The following is an 18,909-nucleotide window of genomic DNA, read 5'->3' as shown; positions in this document are numbered from 1 at the left end:
TCTTATTCAATCCAAAAATCAGGCACCGTATTATCTCCCAAAACCGTACAATCACCACAAACTGAGTATACCATATAATAAGGCCCAGGTGACCCTGTCGTTAATAAATCACCCATCGGAGAATACTCACTATAATATTTAAGAAGATTCTGTTCGATACCATCTATTAATGGAGAGGTACCACCTTCGGTTATAATCGGCGGGGCCAGCAATGGACAATCACTTACATAATCTGGCAAATTTTCACCAGGAAAAAAATCAGTATAGTTAAAAAATATACGCTTCTCTGAAACTGTACTTACTTGAAAAAAACCAATAACGTTTTCCTCATCTGTTTGTGACTTAATATTTCCTTCTAGGAAACCGGCTTGAATTTGAGAAAAAAGACTTTCTGAGCCAGATAGCGTTTCTAGGGTTTCATAATAGGCGTATGCAGCCCTATTCTGCACAAATTGTCTTACCAAAATACTATATCGATGTGATAGAATGAAATTTTCTCTATTGATAAAACGTACTGGAAATTTATTAACGCGATCCTCACTGAATTCCGTTGTATTCTCCTGAATGATTGTATTTGAAGAAACTGTTTTATAACAAACACGCTCCTCTTCAGTTCTTGCCCTTATATCTACTTCTGGTTCAGGTAGCGGTGTAACTACATAGGCATCGGCAGAGCTCCAAAATGGTGCTATAATCTTAAATGTTTCATCATATTCATATCGATAATATTTTGATTGACCTGTAGAATTATAACTATCGATATAAATAAACATACCTTCCTCAGCCCCATCATCCTTAAAATCTCTTGCCGCGTATAAATTATCAATGGTGCTAGTTGCTGGCATCGATGTATCTTCAGAAATATATGTTTTTCCATCATTCGACTGTATTGTCAATGAATAGCTAAGACCGGCAGCAGCAGCAAAAGGCACCTTAGACGTATATATACCGGTAGATGTCTCTGTAAATTCATAAATACTACCATTACTATCTTTCACCTCAACCTTAGCATCGCTTAATCCAGACATTAGAACGGTATCTAACGGAAAAGTTTTTGAAACCATAATACGTTGAGTCTCGTTTTTGTCCGTAATTGTTCCCTCTACGACCAAAGTACTATTAAAATCAATTGTTTCAATTTCAAACGGGTCAATACAACTATGCAGCAAAATGCCTATGCTTATTGCAAAGAGTATATGAATCGATGATTTTAAATACTGCACTTTTAAAAATTTAAATATTTCTTAATTATTACGTACTATTTAATTAGTTAATCACTTATTCCACCCAAAAATCTGGAACTACATTGGTACCATAAAACGTACTATTACCACAAGGTGTAGCCACCATTAAAAAAGGTCCGAATTCACTAAGATTGTTTGGATTAGTTTCTTGATTATATTCCTCTACGTATTTAAGCGTTTCTAACTCTATAGCCACAAGTAATGGAGAAGCACCAGCTTCATTTATAATTGGAGGGGAAACCAAAGTACAATCGACTGGATATTTCGGTAAACTTTCGCCTTCAAAAAAATCAGTGTAATTAAAAAACAAACGTTTTTCAGAAACAGTACTTACTTGAAAAAAACCAACTACATCGTCTTCTGCATTCGTATCAGACTTTATATTACCTTCTAAAAAACCAGATTGACGCTGAGAGAAAAGGCTTTCTGTACCTGAGAGTAATTCTAAAGTTTCATAATAAGAAAATGCAGCCCTACTCTGAACAAACTGTCTTACTAGAATACTGTACCTATGTGATAAAATAAAATTTTCTCTATTGATAAATCGAACAGGAAATTTATTTACACGGTCTTCTCCTAATTCCGTTGTATTCTCTTGAATAATAGTATTTGAAGCAACGGTATTATAGGCCACTCGCTCCTCTTTAGTTTTCGCTCTTATTGCAACTTCAGGATTGGGTAATGGAGAAACGATATAAGCATCAGAAGCACTCCAGTTTGGTGCTATTATTTTATAAGTCTCCTCATATTCATACCGATAATACTTAGATTGCCCTGTAGCATCATAACTATCAACGTAAATAAACATACCTTCTTCTGCACCATCATCCTTAAAATCTCTATCCGCATACAAGTTATCGATGTTTGTCTTTGCAGGCACCGCTGTTTCTTCCGATGTATAGCTATTTCCGTCAGAGGTCGCTACTTTTAAAGTATAAGTCAGGCCTGCTGTAGCTGCAAATGGAGTATTGGAACGGTAATCGCCAGGTGAAGTTTCGCTAAAGGCATAAACACCTCCGTTACTATCCAATACATTAACATTCACAGCACTTAAACCTGTCATTAAAACAGTATCTAAAGGAAATGTACGTGACACCATAATACGCTGAATTTCTTCTTGATCTGTAATGGTCCCTTCAATGACTAAAGCGCTTTTAAATTCAGTTGCTTCAATTTCAAAAGGGTCGATACAATTAACCAACAATAAAATGCAACTTATTAAAAATGAATATTTTATAATTTTCATCAGTATTAATATCTTTATATTAGAACTTAAAGTTATAAGTAATCGTAGGTACAGGAATCGAAAATATAGAACTCTGATACGCCTTTAACTCTCCATTCTCTGTTACAAAGAACACAGAATATGGATTGTTTCTACCCAGCACATTATATACTGATATGTTCCAGAAACTATGTGCCAATTTTTTAATCTTATGATTCCCTTCTATATTAATACCAAGATCTAATCTGTAATAATCTGGTATTCTAAATTCATTTCTGTTACTATACACTACATACTCAGAATTATTAAAATTATATCGTGCAACAGGATACGTTACAGGTCTTCCGGTTTGGTAAGACAAGTTTGCCGAAAGACTATACCTTTTCGTAAGTTTATAATTCATTACGGCACTAAAGTCATGGGGTTTATCATAATTAGTAGGGAAATACGCTCCATTATTTACCCGCTCTTCAGCAAATTCACTATCTAACTTTAAAAAGGAACGCGAATAGGTATAACCTAACCATCCGTTAAGCTTTCCTGAGTTTTTACGAATTAAAAATTCCACACCATACGCTTGACCATCACCTTGTAAGGTTTCTGTCTCTATGGTTTCGTTAAGTAATAGTTCTGAACCAACTTTGAAATCCAACAAATTATCGGCTTCCTTATAATACCCTTCTAAGCTAATTTCGTATTGATTGCCTTCTAGGTTTTTATATAATCCGAGTCCTACTTGTCTTCCTTTTTGAGGTTTAATATTATTATCTGATAGTTTCCAAGTATCAATTGGGCTAATGGTAGTTGTATTAGACAATCTATGAATATATTGATACGTACTGTTATAACTAGCTTTTACAGATAAATCGGGTCCCAAAAAATATCGTGCGGAAAGTCTTATCTCTGGCCCACCATACGTTTCTACCACTTCATTAGTATCATAAGAAACCGTTTCAACCAAGGTTTCTTCATTCTTTGGCATGTTTTCTTCATAAACACGAGCATCTGCCGTGCCCAGCGTGGCAAACATGGAATACCGAAGACCTACATCGATGAGAAGTTTATCACTAACCTTAAAATTATCTGACACATAAAGAGCTGCCTCCACCGCTTTTTCATTGGGTATAATTTTAGTATCTACAATAGAATTACCACCATTTGGCTCTAAATTACCAGGTTGAACATTATATAATTTTGCAGAAAGACCGTAGTCAAACTTATGTGCTTTACTATGTAAGTAAGTAAATTTAAATTTGGCTTCTGTTTCATCAACTACAAAACCTAAATCAAAATTACTATCTGAATTACCTTCGTAACCAATATTGAATTCATAATTACTATTCGCTACAATTAAACTAGCAGTATTCTTTTCATTAAACTGGTGATCCCATTGAAAAGAAAGTAATCTATTGTTATACCCATAAACCGAATCTGAAGTTATACTAAAAGCATCACTACTGTAATAGCCCATTGCTCTTAACGTATTCTTATCATTTACAACATGCGTATATTTAGCTATGGCATCATAAAAAGAAGCTTTACTATTATTAAGAGATTCATCTTTAAGAGATCTTAAAATCCATCCGGAATATGTCCCCCTACCACCAACTAAAAGTCCAGATTTACCTTTTACCACGGGTATTTCTAATGCCACATTAGAGGTTACTGGCCCAACGGCTGCCTCACCTGAAAATTTTTCGTTATCAGCATCTTTAGAAGTGATATCAAAAACAGAGGATAAACGACCACCATATTCCGACGGTATACCTCCTTTTAAAATCTTAAGATCTTTGGTGGTAAACGGATTCAATGCCTGAAAAATTCCGAAAAAGTGAGAAGGGTTATAAATTACCGCATTATCTAATAAAATAAGGTTTTGGTCTGTACTACCGCCACGTACATTAAAACCAGCTGCACCTTCACCTGCGGTGGAAATACCTGGTAGCGTAGTTGCTACTTTCAAAACATCCCGTTCACCCAGCACCAATGGTATATTTTTGGTTTCTTCTACTACCAACTCGGTACTACCCGATAAAGCCTCTTCTACATTCTTGGCGGCATTAGCTTCTACAATTACCTCATCTAAAAACTCTACACTTTCATTTAGGTTAAAGTTTAACTCACCATCGTTAAAAACTATAATTCTGGTAGTGCTTGGCTCAATTCCTAAAGAGCTTGTTTTTAAAATACTCGTACCCATAGGCACCTCTAATTCATAAAAACCATCATCTTTTGTTACGGCCCCTGAATTTTTTCCATTTAATATGATAGATAAATTAGATATCGGTTGACCTTGCTCAGCAGTTTTAGCATAACCCCTAATTGTGTATCCACTTCGAGTATTGGTTAAGTTCTCTTTACCTATACGAACCGTTCGTGTTATCGTATTCTTATTGGATGCTTCTATATTAGAAAATACCGGATTACTTGAAATTCTCGTATAATTAGTGTTTTCTTTAACCGAATCTATCTCTTCCTTTCCAAAAAAACCTTCAGGTAAATCTTTATAAATGATATTATTTTGAGTAATAATAATTTTAGAATCATTTAGCCTGAAAAAATTCAGATTAGTCTCTTTAAAAATTGTTTCTAAAATATTCTCTAGAGTTTCATTCGTAAAATTCCCCGAATAATTTTTATCCGAGACCCATTTCTCATCTAAATAAAAAGTAACCCCAGCCTCTTGTTCAATTTCATTTAGAACTTCTAAAACATTCTTATTTTCAATTTGAAAATTAAATCTGCTTTCATTTTCTTGCGCAAAGACGCCAATACTCAAAAGAAGCATGAGCAATTGTAAATATTTTCTCATAGCTTTTCTCCCTCTTTTTCGGTAGTTAATGTATCAGCTAACTTTTCAAAGAAACTAGTCCAAAAGTTATCTTCATTGGTTTTCCGTAAAGCTGAATTATAATATTCATTTATATACTCTTTCTTATCTGGCCACACTCTAATAATATCATTCTTAGAGTCTATTTCATAAAAATTGTTTTTAAATGATATATAAAAAGCATTATCGTTATCAAACTCATAATACACGGTATTACCTTTTATTCTTTTAAATCGCTTCTTTTTATTTTTCTTTAATAGGGTTACGGGTTGTTTATTCAACAAGACCTCATAAAAGCCCGCCATTGCTGTTTCACTTTCGATATTGTTAATTTGAATAAAATCACTCTTACCAAGGGTGAAACTTTTTATTTTAGATTTAAAGAGAATTAATGTAGGGTAGGGATAATTATAACCCACGTTAAACAGCAATTCGTCTACGTTTAGGTCGTACTTTAAAGGCACCCTGTCATAAAATTGACCGTCGTAAACAATTGAGCCAGCTTGAAAATCGCTACTCTCAAAGAACTTATGTCTTTCATTAATAGTCCTATAAAGTTCAATATACTCTAGGCCATTAAATAGTGAAGTATTGTTTCTATTTACCTGATTATCGAACCAATTATAAAATTGAGGTTCCTTTTGCACATTTTGACTAATCACATAATTAGTGGTGATTACAGCCAAAACTAGTGCAAGTACTAGTTGGTTGGTTTTCATAGGTTCAGTTATTGTTTTAAAAATAACAATAAATTATAAATCCAAACTCAATGTCACATTTTATAATCAAGTTTTAAGAATAATATATTAAGTTGACTTATTACCAATATATCTTCAATAATTTAACAGACTCATTAAACACTTATTTGACCAAAGGAATTAGCATCAAAGTAGATTCTGCATTCTTTTTAATTTCATCTTCATTCATCATCATTTTACGAAATTTACCTTTTACATACATTTCTGCCTGATCTTTATAATGCTTACTAAAAGGATTACCTGATTGGCCCGTAGGTAAAATACTTATGCTGTTCTCAATATCTGAGAAATCAACGATTCTTCTCGTTGATGGTCCTGAACTGGTTTTATAAAAACCTGTCTCATCATAGGAAAACGACATATTATTAATAACCTCCCTACCGCCCTCTATAGGATAAGGACCTACATTAAAAAATGAACGCAAGGCAGCAATTTGCCCAATGGGGTGAGCATGCTCTATTGTATGAACATTCTTCCACTTCCACTTTTCACTATTCTTTCCAAAATCCTTTTTTAAAGATGTTATTGCCTCAGAAAACGATTTATTTACGATATACTGCATATTTTCAGTAACATCAGTAGTAGACACATCATCCCACCAGACCGAGCTTTCATTTCTCGATAATGGTGCAATAAGACGTTTCATAAAATGGGTGCCTAAAAATTGGGTAAACAATTCTTCACCCAATTCATCCTTAAACGTATTTTTTAAATAATAATAAATCCATCGATTAAAAACAGTCGCCTCTACAGATTGAAGATTGTAGTTACCATTCCACATTTTTAAACTGTCTATAACTTTCAATCCGGTCTCACTCAACAAATTAATATCAATTAATTTGGCTAAATCTGCAATAATTATTGGATCTACTGATGACGTAACATCGGTAATCATTTCACTTGCAGAATCTTTATCCCAATCATTTTTAGGCTCTAACAATTCAACAATTCTCTTCGCCCTATTTTCTGGTAAGTAATACCCTGGGTAAAGCATGCCCGCAATAGAATCAGGTTGATTATTTGCTGAATAAACGTAGTGACTTGGCGGATTTATCGCCTGAGGATTTTCGTTAAAGCTAAACAGGTCTTTTTGAAGAGGAAGTCCTTCTCCTACCTCATAGATTAATTTAGTATTTACAGAATCGGGGATATTGTATAGTTGCGCAGTTGCGAACCAAGCTACATTGCCCTTTACATCACCATACATTATATTTAATCCTGGTGCATGAATTTTTGGTAATGCTGTCTTAAATTCCTTGAGATTATTAGAATGGCTTAATCCGAATAAGGCATCTATTACCTTATTATCCATTTGGGTGTAAATCCATGACATGGCTATAGGCCTATCTCCTTGTATTTGGTCTGCAATGCCATTTAAAATAGGTCCGTGTATAGATTTCTTATAAGTGAATTCTATATCCGCTGAATCTTTAACTTTAATGGTTTTATTTACAATCTCATACGCTACGTAGCCATTAGGAGTAAGATATTGCTTATCATTATCTGGATTTTCTTGTTCGTAATAAAAATCGACATCATCATTCTCGAACATAGTAATACCATAGGCCGATTTCCTATTATGGGCTAAAAGTGGAAAAGGTATGCCTGCAATATGATAACCATATTTAGAATAGTTAGGGGTTTCTATATGAGCTTCGAACCAAACAGAAGGCTGTGCAAAACCAATATGTGGATCATTGGCTAAAATGACTTTTCCATTCTTTGTCTTTTCTGGTCCAATAACCCAACTATTACTACCCTCAAACAATGGAACATTCAATACACCTAATGCTTTGTTAACCGTGGCAGTTAGATTGTTTTGGATAGAATCATTTTGGGAAGGCTTAAAATTTTTAATCCATTCTGTAGTAACATCAGAACCAATATGTAAATCTTTTAAATAATCGGGACCTAATTTAGAATTTATGGTCGTTAACAGCGGGTCGGTTTTATGTGCCATGGCAAAACTGAATGCCATATAACCTATGGTGTTATACATATCTTCTAAAACAAATTCTTCCTTATCGATACCAGTTAGGTAAAATTCAATCGGTGTAGGTCCTTCAGCTATAAATTGGTTGATACCATCTAAATAGGCTCTGGCCAAAACAACACCTTCATTATCCTCATCAAGATTGGCAACGGTAATTTTAGAAGCATCTGCAATACCTAATGAGAGAAAGAACTTATCAGTACCCACTAAATCTTTTCCAAAAACTTCAGATAGGCCACCACTTGCAATTCTTCGAAGTAGCTCCATTTGCCATAAACGGTCTTGTGCATGAACATAACCTAATGCTCTGAAAGCATCTTTTTCGTTCTCTCCATATATATGCGGTATACCATAATTATCATAGTACACACTAACCTCTTTATCAAGTTGAACAAGTTCTTGTTCACCAGAATAGTCTGGTTTTAACTTGTAAATGAAAATTACAATTCCTATTGTCAATAGGACAAGAATTACCAACAGAAATTTTCCGATTCTTTTTAATGTTCTCATATTTTACGGGGGAATTATATTCTAAGTTAGGTTTATTTTTAACACCAAACACCTCGCAACACTGCTTTTTATTGACAAGTAGTCAACATCTCAAAGTTCATGAACATTAATTATTATTTCTAAGCCCCTCTAACAACCAGTTTTTGTAGGTAGGAATATCAGAATTTTGAATCGTTGTATTGAGCACTTTTAAATCTGGAGACAACAACACATAAAAGGGCTGAGAGATAGAATTAAAATTAATATCTTGAAAAGTCCCCCATTTTTGAGCAATGTTAGTAATCTCTTTTACACGACCACTATCAAATTGAAAATTAAACTGCTTAGATTCAGGAAGTTCTTCTCTATCATCTGTATATAATGATATGAGTACGTAATTGTTCTTAATGATAGGAAACACGTCAGGATCACTCCATACATTCTCCTCCATCTTCCTACAGTTTACACATGCCCAACCTGTAAAATCTAAAAGAATTGGTTTTTTCACTTCTTTAGCGAAAGCCAAACCTTCATCAAAATCTTTAAAACAATCAATCCCTAAAGGGCAGTCGCTCTCTTGTTCAAATACGCTGTAAAACTCTGGTGGTGGAAAACCACTTAATAATTTTAAGTTAGTTATTTTGGCAACACCTAGAATCAAGTAAACTGTAAATGCTAAACTTACAAAGGCTGTTAATTTGCGACCGATAGATAATTTCTTGACAGGCCCATCGTGCGGAAATTTATATAGTCCGAATAGGTAAAATGTCATTGCTATTCCTAAAACAATCCATATTCCTAAAAATATTTCTCGCTTTAATATACCCCAATGACCAACCATATCAGCGTTTGATAAGAATTTTAAAGCCAAGCCTATTTCTAAAAATCCGAGTACCACTTTTACGGTAGTCATCCACCCACCAGATTTTGGAAGTGAATTCAACCATGCTGGAAATAACGCAAAAAGAGCAAATGGTAATGCCAACGCGGCACCAAAACCGGTCATACCCGCCGTAAGGTTGGTTGCCACTTCACCTTCGGCCAATGTTGTTCCTCCTAACAAACCACCCAATATGGGTCCTGTACATGAAAATGATACAATAGCCAACGTTACCGCCATGAAAAAAATACCGATAACTCCGCCTACCTTCGAGGACGCCGCATCCATTTTATTTGCCCATGAACTTGGCAAGGTTAGTTCATAGTATCCAAAAAAGGAAAAAGCAAAAAATAGAAATATGAAAAAGAACAAAAGATTCAACCACACATTGGTTGCAATAGAATTGAGTATTTGCGAATCGACCGAATCAAATAAATGAAATGGCAGACTTAATAGAAAGTAGATTAACACAATAAAGAAACCATATAAGAGCGCATTTATAATTCCTTTCGATTTTTTCTGTGAGTGTTTTGTAAAGAATGACACCGTTAAAGGTATCATTGGGAATACACACGGTGTCAATAACGCAATGAGCCCTCCAAGGAAACCCAAGCCGAAAATGACCCAAATATTTGTGCTTTTGGCAATATTATCTTGACCTTGGGAAAGGAGTTCTTTGTTCTTTAGGTTTAATCTTAATTTTTCCCCTAATGCTAAGCTCCTATCATCTACCGCTAAAACCGTTTTCTTTGCTTCTGAACCATCTAAAGTGAAAATGAATTCCTTATCCATAGGAATACAAACATCTTTGCACACCTGATATTCCAAATACACTTCGATTTGATTAATCGTCGGATCTAGAATTTTTATACGCTGAGTTAATGTGGCGTTTTCTTTAAAAAAAGTCTCATCAACTTCAAATATATCGCTGTATTCAGTAAATGTTTCACTCTCAGTTGTACCCTCAATCAATTCATATTTTTCATTGGCTCCTTTATATTTAAAAATAATAGGCAAAGCTCCAAATTCAGAAGTAAATTGTGAATACAAATGCCAACCTTCATAAATTTCGGCCTGCATTATCAATTCATACTCGGTTTCAGAAATTTTATTTATCTCCTGGTCCCAAACTACCGGGTTATCATCCGATTGGGCATATGCAGCAAAAGGCAATACAACCATTAAAAGTAGTAAGGCAATAATTCTCATCATATCATTTCTATTTTTAAAATCTCTTCGGTACTATTCTCAACTCTAAATCGATGGTCTGCCCGCATACCTATAACCCATACAATTTGCTCATTAGAGCATAATAACCATATTTCTTCTTTTGTAAGAACATCAACCTTCTCATCTTTAAAAAACTTTGAAAGTTTCTTTTTATGGTTTAAACCCAATGGATAAAAGTAGTCGCCTTTTTCCCATTTTCTTATCACCAATGGATACTTTAACTTATTTTTTTGAACGAATATCTCCTTAGCTGAATTATTATAACGTTCAGGTACTACCGAAAATTTCAGCGTTAAAGGATGATTTATTTCTACTAAATTTTCATTTATTAAAAACTCCTGTTCATCCTTTTCTTTCTTATCGATAAGCGACAATAACAATACGTCACGATTTTTCACCAATACATGAGTAGAAGACACCAACTGTTTTCCGCTCAACCCGTCTAACAAGGCTTCGAGATTTTCTAATTCTTTAAATCCGTATGCATTGAAAAGTCCAAATAGATATGTTGAAAGCGGATTTAATATTTTAAGTCTCGAAATTGAAATTTCAAACCTCCCATTTATTTCAACAAAAAGCTCTTCTTTCAATTTTTGAAGATATGCAGAGGCAATGGTTTCGGTCTGACTTAAATAATGAATTGTATTGTTGAAATTATCTGAAAAAGTAGGATGCAATTCATTCAATTTCGGAATAATCTCTAACCGTATTTTATTCCTTAAATACTTCGTATCGGTATTACTTGCATCTTCTCGCCATTTTAATTTTTGCACTTGAGCAAATGATTCTAACTCCTGCCTGGTAAATGGCAATAGAGGTCTTCTTAAAATAGCTGTTTTAGCCGGTATTCCGGTTAATCCATCTATACCTGTACCTCTAGAAAGATTAATTAAAAAAGTCTCTAAATTATCATTGGCATGGTGGGCAGTTAAAACATATGGAATAGTATGCTGTACTAATAACTGTTCAAACCAAGCATATCGAAGTTCACGTGCTGCCATTTGAATAGAAACTTTGTGTTGATTTACAAAACCAATTGTATCAAAATGAGTCACATAAACCACTACGCCTAACTTATCACCATATTCGCGAACAAAATTTTCATCTCCGTCACTATCTTCACCTCTTAATTTAAAATTGCAATGCGCTAGAGAAAATTGAAGTTGAGCCTGATGGCACAAATCCGTAAGTACCATACTATCCAATCCACCACTACATGCAATAATGAAGTGACTATCTAGCAGCTCGGGAAAAGAATCTACAATATGTTTTTTAAACGCTTTTAACACGGTATAAAGGTAACTAAGTATCTATGGTCATTACAATATCCTCGAGTTTGATCCCTTAAATTCTTTCCTAATATTTAAGAAATTGAATTAACAAAAGAAGCCACTTTCTCAGCATGAATTTTGGCTAAATCCGCATTGGTAATTCCTTTTTCTTCATCGAAATTTTCGCCAAATTTTGGAAGTGAGAAGGTTTCGACAACCTCACCCTTAAAACGTGTCAGCATTTTTTCCGCTACCTCTAATGCCCCTATAGCACCACGGCCTCCATTTGATGTAGACATTAACAAAATCTTCTTATTGACTAAAAATTGAGCATCTAACCTAGAAAGCCAATCTATTACATTTTTAAAATAAGCAGACGGATAGCTATTATGTTCATTTACAGAAATTATCAAACCTTTGGCATTTCTTATTTCATTCTTAAATTCAACAAGTGAATTTGAGAATCCACTATCCTTTTCAACATCTTCGCTATACATAGGAAATGGAGAATTAGCCATATCTCTTAACCATACTTCATGTCCATTTATTAATGAAGAGGTAAACTTTACCAATTTATAATTAATAGAAGTGGAAGAATTACTACCTGCAAATGCTAAAACATAACCCATAAACATCATTTTTTGAATGTTAGCGAATTTAATCCAAATAGAATAAACCTGAACTTTTTTTATCTAATTTTGAAGCCGAAAACATCCAAACATACTGTTTTATAAGTATATAGGATATAATTACTATAATGAGCAACTCTAAGTCAAGATTGTTTTTTTTAGATGCCATAAGAGCTTGGGCAATCTTAATGATGTTACAAGGTCATTTCGTTGATGGATTATTAGATAATGCCTTTCGAGATAATTCTAATTTTCTATTCAATACATGGAAATATTTTAGAGGAATTACTGCTCCTGTATTCTTTACGGTATCTGGCTTCATCTTTACCTTTCTATTGATTAAATCTCCACAGACTGGTTGGGATAACCCTCGTGTAAAAAAAGGACTTAAAAGGGGATTAGAACTTTTAGCCATAGGATACCTTTTAAGAATGAATTTGTTCGGTATTTTTAAAGGGGAGATTTACGACTCATTTTACCTAGTGGATGTATTACATTGTATTGGACTTTCTTTATTGTTTATTACCGGGTTTTACTTACTGACTTTTGCTAAACAAAAATGGATTTTCCCTACTATATTGTTATCCACAACCTTCTTATTATTCTTATTCGAACCTACTTATAAGGCATCTAGTTTTGAATATTTGCCACAGTTTATAGCGAATTACTTATCAAAATCTAATGGATCAGTATTTACAATAATACCTTGGTTGGGTTATGCGACAATCGGTAGTTTCATGTCGGTACTATTCTCTAAATATCAGAATAATAAAAATTTATATAATTACATCGTTCCTATTTATATACTAATCGGATCAGTTTTAATCCTTTTATCTTCAGATTTTTTCTATTCCATTTATGAAGTAACAGGCATACAACTATTCCAATCAATTTTCAATAATAACTATCTATTTATTCGTTTGGGTGATGTTCTCATTGTTTTTTCAATATTCATCATTCTAAGAAAGTTTTTAATGAATAGTACTTGGTTGAAAATTGGACAAAGTACTTTATCGATTTACATCATTCATTTTATTATTCTTTATGGAAGTTTTACGGGTATTGGGCTATATGGATTTTTCCATCATTCATTAAATCCTTGGGTAGCAATATTTGGCGCAATACTATTTATGATTGCAAGTACCTTCTTGGCCTTAAAATATGAAAGCCATAAAGTAGAAATTAAATCTGGTGTGATTTCATTTTTATCTGCTACAAGAATGTATTTAGAACAAGCTGCACTCATCGCTTTTGAAATCGTAAGAACGCTAACCGAAAAAATACTTCGCGTTTTAGGATTAATAAAAAATTAACGAATCTTCTTTCTAGTTCATCTCTTGGAGAATAATTAAAACAAAAAAAGCAGCCATAAGGCTGCTTTTTTTTATATATGTCTATACACTTTTAAATATGCAAAGCACGATCACCAGTTGCTGCTAATGCCGCTTCTTTAACTGCTTCAGCATATGTTGGGTGAGCATGGCTCATTCGAGAAATATCCTCAGCTGATGCTCTGAACTCCATTGCAGTTACAGCTTCAGTAATTAAATCTGCACAACGGGCACCAATCATATGCACCCCTAATACTTCATCAGTCTTCTTGTCTGCCAATATTTTCACGAAACCATCGGTATCCATACTTGCCCTAGCACGACCTAAAGCACGCATAGGAAATTGCCCTACTTTGTAATCAACACCAGCCTCTTTAAGCTCCTCTTCTGTTTTACCAACAGCAGCAACTTCTGGCCAAGTATAAACTACACCTGGTATCAAATTATAATCGATATGAGGTTTTTGACCTGCTAACTGCTCAGCAACCAACGTACCTTCTTCCTCAGCCTTATGAGCTAACATAGCCCCTTTTATAACATCGCCAATAGCGTAAATATTATCAACATTTGTCTTTAAGTGTTCATTAACGATAACTTTACCTCTATCATCTAGTTTTACACCAGCAGCATCAACATTCAATCCATCGGTATAAGGTCTTCTACCTACAGCAACCAAACAATAGTCACCCTCAAAAACAACTTCCTGACCTTTTTTATCATCAGCCTTTACGATGATAGTATCACCTTTTCTTTCTACTGATTTTACTTTGTGAGATAATGCAAATTTTACTTTTTGCTTTTTCATCACTTTGGTCAATTCTTTTGAAAGCGCAGCATCCATACCAGGAATAATACGATCCATGAATTCAACAACGGTTACATCAGCGCCAAGTCTTTTGTATACTTGACCTAATTCTAAACCAATAACACCTCCACCAATAACAATCATATGTTTTGGCACTTCTTTAAGCTCTAAAGCTTCAGTAGATGTTATTATACGTTCTTTATCTATTTTTATAAATGGTAAGGTAGATGGTTTAGATCCGGTAGCAATAATTATATTTTTCGCCTCTATTTCTTCTGTTTTACCATCGTTCTTTTTAATATTAACATGCGTAGCGTCTTTAAAGCTTCCAAGTCCTTCAAAAACAGTAATCTTATTTTTATCCATTAAAAACTGAATTCCCTTGGTAGTTTGGTCTACCACGCCTTGTTTGCGACCAATCATCTTTTCCAAATTCACCTTTATCTCACCAGGAATTTCAATTCCGTGTTCTTCAAAATGATTAATGGCATCTTCGTAATGATGAGAAGAATCTAACATTGCCTTAGATGGTATACACCCAACATTTAAACAGGTTCCACCTAGGGTAGAATATTTTTCAATTATTGCTGTTTTCATTCCTAGTTGTGCACAACGTATTGCTGCTACGTATCCTCCAGGTCCTGAGCCTATAATGGCTACATCATATTGATCCATAAAATATTTGTTTTCTAATGTGATACAAAATTAATACTATTTTTAGTTTTAAAGCGGTATAGCGGTAGAATGCTTGACCTCTTTTATCGTAAAAGAACTTTGTGTGCTACCAATATGATTCATAGCAGTTAGCTTGTTGACCATAAAATTTCGGTAGGCCTCCATGTCTTGAACATGAATTTTCAATAGATAATCATAATCACCGCTTAAATGATGACATTCAACTACCTCCTGTAAACGTAAAACCTGTGCTTCAAATTGGGCGATATTATCTTTTACATGTTGCACCAATTTCACATGACAAAAAACCGTGAAATTCCTATCAACCACTGCCTTATCTACTAAGGCAACGTAATTTCTTATTGCACCCGTTCTTTCCAATCTTTTTATACGCTCATAAATAGCTGTAGTAGACAAGCTAAGCTTTAAAGCATATTCTTTTGTGGTTTTTTTACTATCTGCCTGTAAAAGCTCCAGTAAATTGATATCTGTTTCGTCAAGTTTCATAGTGATTATGATTCTAAATAGTTTATCAAATTTAATCATTCATAGAAAATAAATCTATTTAATTTTAAATATTAGTATAAAAAACTGATTATTAAAATTTTCATTGACAATATCTCTATCAAAAGCTAGATTTACTTAAAATTACAACCCATGAGCCAAAAAACTAGTAACGATTTACAAGACTTACAATATTTCGGAGAATATGGTGGAGTTAATCCATCCATATCAGATTCCTCTACCTATACCTTTATATCGGCAAAAACCATGTTCGATACTTTTGAGGGGAATACAGAAGGTTGTTATTTATACAGTAGACATTCTTCACCATCCAATTTATACCTAGGCGAAGCTCTAGCTGCATTAGAAGGTACTGAAAGCGCAAATGTCACCGCTAGTGGCATGGGAGCTATTACTGCCGTTATACTTCAACTTTGTACAGCAGGTGACCACATTATTAGTAGCAGAACCATATATGGAGGCACCTATGCCTTTATGAAAAATTTCTTGATAAAATTCGGAATCAAGACAACTTTCTTGGATATCACAGATCTTGATGCAGTAGAGAAAGCCATCACCTCTAAAACCAAGATGATTTACTGTGAAAGCGTTAGCAACCCGTTATTAGAGGTAGCAGATATCTCTGCACTCTCGCGTATAGCAAAGAACAACGAACTTCCTTTGGTGGTTGATAATACATTTTCACCTCTTTCTGTAACCCCAGCTAAATTAGGCGCTGATATTATTATTCACAGTCTTACCAAATTTATAAACGGAACCAGTGATTGTGTTGCTGGTGTCGTTTGCGGTACATCAGAATTTTGTCTAAGTCTTAAAGATGTGAATAATGGTGCCGGTATGTTACTAGGAAGTACTTTAGATAGTTTGCGCGCAGCTTCCATTTTGAAGAACATGCGTACGCTACACATACGTATGAAAAAGCATAGCGAGAATGCCATGTTCTTAGCTGAGAATTTTGAAAAAGATGGACTACGAGTAGTATACCCAGGACTTCCCTCCCATCCTGGTCATTTGATAATGGAAGATCAAATGAATCCTGAATATGGATATGGAGGATTGGTTACTATGGATGTTGGCACATTAGAAAATGCCAATGCGCTAATGGAATTAATGCAAGAGAGAAAGTTAGGATACTTAGCAGTTAGCCTAGGTTTCTATAAAACTCTTTTCAGTGCACCAGGAAGCTCAACTTCCTCTGAAATTCCTTTAGATGAGCAAAAAGAAATGGGCCTAGGAAACGGCTTAATTCGTTTCTCAATTGGATTAGATGATGATATTAAAAGAACGTACTCTTTAATGAAACAATGCCTAATAGACCTTAAAATACTGGAAATCATTGGCGTAAACTCATAATATTCAAATTTAGATACGGTTTGCACATCCGTAGCATAAATCGTAATATTACGTACTAACCAAACGCATTGTAAATGTCAAACCAGAATACGAATGAGCATAGGGAAAACGAAAACATTGTCGAAAACAGCGAACTAAATATATGGGAGGCACTAATTCCGGTTTTTGTTCTTGTGGGAATGCTAGCCTATAATGTTTTTGTTTTTGGAGATGATGCTTTAAGCGGATCAAATCAGTTCATTTTATTATTAGGTGGTGCAGTGGCAGCCATTGTAGGATTTTTAAATAAAGTTTCTTACACCCAAATGCTAGACGAAGTTGCAGAAAACGTAAAATCTACAACAGGTGCTTTGCTCATTTTGCTAATGGTTGGTGCTTTAGCAGGTACTTGGCTCATAAGTGGAATTATACCTGCAATGATTTATTACGGACTTCAGATTTTAAACCCTACAATATTTCTTGCAGCATGCGTTATCATATGCGCCATCATTTCTATAGCCACTGGAAGCAGCTGGACTACATCTGCTACAGTCGGTATTGCCTTAATTGGCATTGGCGAAGCGCTAGGAATATCATTAGGTATGACTGCAGGAGCAGTACTTTCTGGCGCCTATTTTGGAGATAAACTTTCTCCTTTAAGCGATACTACCAATTTAGCGCCCGCAATGGCCGGTGGAGAACTCTTCAGCCATATTAAATATATGACTATTACTACAATACCTACAATAATAGTCACACTTGTTTTTTTTATAATTGTAGGCTTAAATTTAGAAACATCTGGCTCTGCGGATACTGATAATATTCTAGCATCCATAGAATCTAGTTTTTATATAAGTGGATGGCTTTTTATTGTGCCTGCAGTAGTTATATTGTTGATCGTCAAAAAAACGCCTCCTTTGGCTGCCTTACTTATTGGAACTTTATTGGGAGCAATTTTCGCTATAATTTTTCAGCCAGGTATTGTGGCAGGTATCACCAATGCAAATGAATTAACTTTTGAATCTGGATATAAAGGTATCATGAAAGCTATTACCGTAGAAACCACCGTACCTTCAGATAATAAAGCCTTGAGCGATTTATTTTCTGCCAAAGGAATGGCAGGTATGCTAGGCACAATTTGGCTTATTGTCTGCGCTATGGTCTTTGGTGGTATTATGGACGGGATAGGTGCCTTGTCCCGTATAAGTGCTGTACTTTTAAGTATGGCAAAAAGTACATTTGGGCTTTTTGCAAGTACAGTAGCAAGCTGTTTGGCTTTAAATGTAACGGCATCTGATCAATACCTTGCTATTGTGGTACCAGGGAAAATGTTTTCAAAAGCATATAAAGACAGAGGTTTAGCTCCAGAAAACTTGAGTAGAACCCTAGAAGATTCAGGAACCGTAACCTCAGTATTAATACCATGGAATACCTGTGGCGCCTATCATAGTGGAGTTTTAGGTGTAGGCGTAGGAGAGTATTTCATGTATGCTGTATTCAATTGGTTGAGCCCCATTATGACGTTAATATTTGCAGCCTTCAATATTAAAATAAGACAGCTCGTTAAAAAAGTAGCTTAGTTTATTTTTTTATCGATACTAGCGTACTTATCAAGTGAGCTTGACAAGTTCACAATAATCCTTATTATATTTTAAGCCATTCGCATTAAAATAGGTGTATTCTTTTGGCTAT

At 34.5% G+C, this 18,909-nt stretch carries 13 protein-coding genes; 3 read left to right on the top strand and 10 right to left on the bottom strand.

Translation table 11 applies throughout. The features are described from left to right. Positions 1-2 precede the first annotated feature (2 nt). From BMY56_RS12900 to BMY56_RS12865, 8 genes are all read right to left on the bottom strand, one after another. On the bottom strand, positions 3-1,223 hold the full coding sequence (locus BMY56_RS12900; protein WP_177170969.1) for a DUF4249 domain-containing protein: 1,221 nt from the start codon (positions 1,221-1,223) through the stop codon (positions 3-5). 55 nt (positions 1,224-1,278) lie between these two features. Next, complete coding sequence (locus BMY56_RS12895; RefSeq protein ID WP_091624895.1) at positions 1,279-2,490, bottom strand: DUF4249 domain-containing protein; 1,212 nt, start codon at positions 2,488-2,490, stop codon at positions 1,279-1,281. A gap of 19 nt (positions 2,491-2,509) precedes the next feature. Beyond that, on the bottom strand, positions 2,510-5,281 hold the full coding sequence (locus BMY56_RS12890) for a TonB-dependent receptor (RefSeq protein ID WP_091624892.1): 2,772 nt from the start codon (positions 5,279-5,281) through the stop codon (positions 2,510-2,512). Further along, positions 5,278-6,018, bottom strand: coding sequence for a hypothetical protein (locus tag BMY56_RS12885; RefSeq protein WP_091624889.1), 741 nt, complete (start codon positions 6,016-6,018; stop codon positions 5,278-5,280). Before BMY56_RS12885 ends, BMY56_RS12890 begins: the two co-directional genes overlap by 4 nt. Positions 6,019-6,160: 142 nt before the next feature. Beyond that, a complete protein-coding gene (locus BMY56_RS12880; protein WP_091624886.1) occupies positions 6,161-8,560 on the bottom strand; it encodes a penicillin acylase family protein in 2,400 nt (799 codons plus the stop codon). 106 nt (positions 8,561-8,666) lie between these two features. Further along, entirely contained in the window at positions 8,667-10,628 is a 1,962-nt protein-coding gene (locus BMY56_RS12875; protein ID WP_091624883.1) for a protein-disulfide reductase DsbD family protein, read from the bottom strand. Continuing rightward, entirely contained in the window at positions 10,628-11,938 is a 1,311-nt protein-coding gene (gene tilS, locus BMY56_RS12870) for a tRNA lysidine(34) synthetase TilS (protein WP_091624880.1), read from the bottom strand. The genes BMY56_RS12875 and tilS overlap by 1 nt, the downstream gene beginning before the upstream one ends. 74 nt (positions 11,939-12,012) lie before the next feature. After that, positions 12,013-12,549: an NADPH-dependent FMN reductase gene (locus BMY56_RS12865; RefSeq protein WP_091625076.1), complete on the bottom strand. Its 537-nt coding sequence runs from the start codon at positions 12,547-12,549 to the stop codon at positions 12,013-12,015. 128 nt (positions 12,550-12,677) lie between these two features. Here BMY56_RS12865 and BMY56_RS12860 point away from each other — a divergent pair, with 128 nt between their 5' ends. Beyond that, positions 12,678-13,862 carry a heparan-alpha-glucosaminide N-acetyltransferase domain-containing protein gene (locus BMY56_RS12860; protein WP_091624878.1) on the top strand — a complete coding sequence of 395 codons (1,185 nt, stop codon included), beginning with the start codon at positions 12,678-12,680 and terminating at the stop codon, positions 13,860-13,862. A gap of 91 nt (positions 13,863-13,953) precedes the next feature. Here the strand turns inward: BMY56_RS12860 and lpdA are convergent, their stop codons facing one another. Continuing rightward, complete coding sequence (lpdA, locus tag BMY56_RS12855; protein WP_091624875.1) at positions 13,954-15,360, bottom strand: dihydrolipoyl dehydrogenase; 1,407 nt, start codon at positions 15,358-15,360, stop codon at positions 13,954-13,956. 48 nt (positions 15,361-15,408) lie between these two features. Then, on the bottom strand, positions 15,409-15,867 hold the full coding sequence (locus BMY56_RS12850) for an Lrp/AsnC family transcriptional regulator (protein ID WP_091625073.1): 459 nt from the start codon (positions 15,865-15,867) through the stop codon (positions 15,409-15,411). Between the two features lie 150 nt (positions 15,868-16,017). Between BMY56_RS12850 and BMY56_RS12845 the strand changes: the two genes are divergently transcribed. After that, positions 16,018-17,238 (top strand): aminotransferase class I/II-fold pyridoxal phosphate-dependent enzyme, encoded by a 1,221-nt coding sequence (locus tag BMY56_RS12845; protein WP_091624873.1) that lies wholly within the window; start codon positions 16,018-16,020, stop codon positions 17,236-17,238. A 74-nt stretch (positions 17,239-17,312) separates the two neighbouring features. Beyond that, positions 17,313-18,797: a Na+/H+ antiporter NhaC gene (gene nhaC / locus BMY56_RS12840; RefSeq protein WP_091624870.1), complete on the top strand. Its 1,485-nt coding sequence runs from the start codon at positions 17,313-17,315 to the stop codon at positions 18,795-18,797. The last annotated feature ends 112 nt before the right edge of the window (positions 18,798-18,909 follow it).

The organism is Maribacter orientalis (assembly GCF_900109345.1).
GTDB classification, from domain to species: domain Bacteria; phylum Bacteroidota; class Bacteroidia; order Flavobacteriales; family Flavobacteriaceae; genus Maribacter; species Maribacter orientalis.
The sequence above is the reverse complement of the archived record's forward strand: the minus strand, read 5'-3'. Positions and strand labels throughout refer to the sequence as shown.

Coding starts and splice junctions, on each gene's coding strand:
- BMY56_RS12860 (WP_091624878.1), top strand. CDS start 12,678: ATGAGCAACTCTAAGTCAAGATTGTTTTTTTTAGATGCCATAAGAGCT.
- nhaC (WP_091624870.1), top strand. CDS start 17,313: ATGTCAAACCAGAATACGAATGAGCATAGGGAAAACGAAAACATTGTC.
- BMY56_RS12850 (WP_091625073.1), bottom strand. CDS start 15,867: ATGAAACTTGACGAAACAGATATCAATTTACTGGAGCTTTTACAGGCA.
- BMY56_RS12845 (WP_091624873.1), top strand. CDS start 16,018: ATGAGCCAAAAAACTAGTAACGATTTACAAGACTTACAATATTTCGGA.
- BMY56_RS12865 (WP_091625076.1), bottom strand. CDS start 12,549: ATGGGTTATGTTTTAGCATTTGCAGGTAGTAATTCTTCCACTTCTATT.
- BMY56_RS12895 (WP_091624895.1), bottom strand. CDS start 2,490: ATGAAAATTATAAAATATTCATTTTTAATAAGTTGCATTTTATTGTTG.
- BMY56_RS12890 (WP_091624892.1), bottom strand. CDS start 5,281: ATGAGAAAATATTTACAATTGCTCATGCTTCTTTTGAGTATTGGCGTC.
- lpdA (WP_091624875.1), bottom strand. CDS start 15,360: ATGGATCAATATGATGTAGCCATTATAGGCTCAGGACCTGGAGGATAC.
- BMY56_RS12885 (WP_091624889.1), bottom strand. CDS start 6,018: ATGAAAACCAACCAACTAGTACTTGCACTAGTTTTGGCTGTAATCACC.
- BMY56_RS12875 (WP_091624883.1), bottom strand. CDS start 10,628: ATGAGAATTATTGCCTTACTACTTTTAATGGTTGTATTGCCTTTTGCT.
- BMY56_RS12880 (WP_091624886.1), bottom strand. CDS start 8,560: ATGAGAACATTAAAAAGAATCGGAAAATTTCTGTTGGTAATTCTTGTC.